The sequence below is a fragment of the Arthrobacter sp. SPT-J7 genome (genome assembly GCF_059089965.1).
Genome location: NZ_JBNHFF010000327.1, coordinates 1 through 2,696 on the forward strand (window position 1 = coordinate 1; position 2,696 = coordinate 2,696).

Here is a 2,696-nt window from a genome sequence, read left to right on the forward strand (position 1 = left end):
CCCCGGCTGCCCGCGCCCGGCCGCAGCACACGGTGGGCACCGGGAACGTCCGGCTTCGTCCCAGCCTATAGTTCCGCAGGCGGGCCACCTAGCGTTCCGCCATGCCGCAGCGCCCTGAACAGGACAAAGCCTCCCTGATAAGGGAATATATAACTATGAAGGCACGCATTCTGGTGGTAGATGATGACGAAGCACTGGCCGAAATGATCGGAATTGTTCTTCGCAATGACGGCTTCGAGCCGGTCTTCTGCGCCGACGGCGCCAAAGCGCTTGACGTTTTCCGCTCATCCCGGCCGGACCTTGTCCTGTTGGACCTTATGCTTCCCGGCGTGGACGGCATAGAGGTCTGCCGGCAGATCCGCGCGGAGTCGGACGTGCCCATCGTGATGCTCACCGCCAAGGCTGACACCTCCGACGTTGTCCGCGGCCTGGAGTCCGGCGCCGACGACTACGTGCCCAAGCCCTTCAAACCGGCAGAGCTCGTGGCACGCGTCCGCGCGCGGCTTCGGCCTGGCGACCAGAAGGCCCCGGAAACCCTGAAGATTGCGGACATCACCATTGACGTGGCCGGCCACACCGTCAGCAGGGGCAACGAGCGGATTTCCTTGACGCCGTTGGAGTTTGATCTCCTGGTGGCCCTTGCCCGCAAACCATGGCAGGTGTTCACCCGCGAACTGCTGCTCGAGCAGGTCTGGGGCTACCGCCACGCCGCCGACACACGGCTGGTCAATGTCCATGTCCAGCGCCTCCGGTCAAAAATCGAGCAGGATCCGGAAGCCCCGGAAGTTGTATTAACGGTGCGTGGTGTCGGCTACAAAGCAGGGGTCTGACCCCGCAGTTCCCAAGGGGGGACCTGCCAACGCGCCCGCCGCGGGGAATTCTCCGGAGCCCCACGGCGGGTCTGACCGGCCTGAGCCCGGTAAGGCCCCCGAGCACACGGACGCCGTCACCGCCGGCCTCCACAGGCTGTCCTTCCGCACCCGGATCTGGCAGCGCCGCACCCTGATCGTCAGTCTTCGCGTTGCCCGGCTGGTTCGAACCGGGTTCCGGCGGTTCCTTCCGGCGCTCCGGTATATGGGACGGGCCGTGCACCGGCGGTGGCGCCGGTCGCTGCAGTTCCGCACCGTCCTCACCACCCTGATGCTTGCGGTCACCTCGTTTGCAGTGGTTGGTGCGTACCTCTCCAACCAGATCGCCAACAACCTGTTCCAGGAGCGGCTCACCCAGGCCGAGTCGGAGACGCGCTACAACGTCAAGCAGGTCCAGGAAACGTTCGACGGCGCGCAGGTCACCGATCAGTCCAGCGTGATCACCTTGGTGTACGACACCCTCAACGCGGTGGAGGGCCGCGGTTCCGTCATCCAACGGCGGTATGTCTTCGAGGCCATGCCCGAACAAACCAAACCCCGCAACCGGTGGGTGGAGTCACGGGCATCGGACCAGCTGACAGTCAGCGTTATCCCGCCGGAGCTCCGTAAAGCCGTGCAGGAGTCGGGGAAGGACCAGTACTGGGCATCCACCGTGATCCCGGTTGGCACTGAGGACCGTCCCGGCATTGCCGTGGGCAACAAGGTGACCTTCAATGGCACGGTTTATGAGCTGTACCTTATCTATGACCTGAACACGGCGCAGCAGACCCTCGACGAGATCCAAAGTGTGCTGTGGGCGGGCGGCGCCGTGCTGGTCCTGATGATCGGCGCCATTGCGTGGTACGTCACCCGCAACGTCGTCAGCCCGGTCAGCCACGCGGCGATGGTGTCCGAAAAGCTGGCCGCCGGCCAGTTGCAGGAGCGTATGGTGGTCCGGGGCGAGGACGAGGTCGCCCGCCTTGGTGCCTCCTTCAACCACATGGCAGCCAGCCTCCAGGAACAGATCACACAGCTGGCCACGCTGTCCCAGATGCAGCAGCGCTTCGTGTCAGACGTCTCCCACGAACTGCGGACACCCTTGACTACCGTGCGGATGGCTGCGGAAGTGCTCTACGAGGCCCGGGAAGAATTCGACCCCATCAACAAACGCTCCGCCGAGCTCCTGTACAACCAGGTGGAACGCTTCCAGTCCCTCCTCTCGGACCTGCTGGAAATCTCCCGCTTCGACGCCGGCGTGGCCATGCTGGACGCTGAGCCGGAGGACATCCGGCAGGTGGTGGCCCACGTCATAGAAGGGGCAGCGCCTGTGGCAGCCGAGTACGGCTCCGAAATCATCCTCAGTGCCCCCGACGGTGCCATCATTGTGGAGATGGATGCCCGCAGGATCGACAGGATCCTCCGGAACCTCATCCTTAATGCTGTGGAGCACGGCGAGGGGAAGCCGGTAAGGGTCACCGTGGCAGCCAGCCAGACCGCCGTGGGAATAGCAGTCCGGGACTACGGCATCGGCATGTCACCGACTGAAGCCGCCCGCGTCTTTGACAGATTCTGGCGTGCTGACCCTGCCCGCGCCCGCACCACCGGGGGCAGCGGCCTTGGCTTGTCCATAGCGATGGAGGACACCAAGCTCCACAACGGCTGGCTCCAGGCATGGGGCAAAAAGGGAAACGGGGCAAACTTCCGGCTGACATTGCCACTGCGTCAAGGCGAGGAGATCGACAAGTCGCCGGTCCAGCTGGAACCCAATGACATCACGCTTCCTGATGAGGCGGACAACAAAAACATGCTGGTGCTGGAAGCAGGCAGGGCGCCGTTTGATCCAGCGCC

At 64.1% G+C, this 2,696-nt stretch carries 2 protein-coding genes; both read left to right on the forward strand.

What is annotated here, in order from left to right; all coding sequences use genetic code 11:
- The first annotated feature begins 155 nt into the window (after positions 1 to 155).
- Complete coding sequence (mtrA, locus tag AC5RWX_RS32140; RefSeq protein WP_494100231.1) at positions 156 to 830, forward strand: MtrAB system response regulator MtrA; 675 nt, start codon at positions 156 to 158, stop codon at positions 828 to 830.
- On the forward strand, positions 802 to 2,696 hold a 1,895-nt coding region (gene mtrB / locus AC5RWX_RS32145), incomplete at its 3' end, for an MtrAB system histidine kinase MtrB (protein ID WP_494100232.1). The genes mtrA and mtrB, both read left to right, overlap by 29 nt.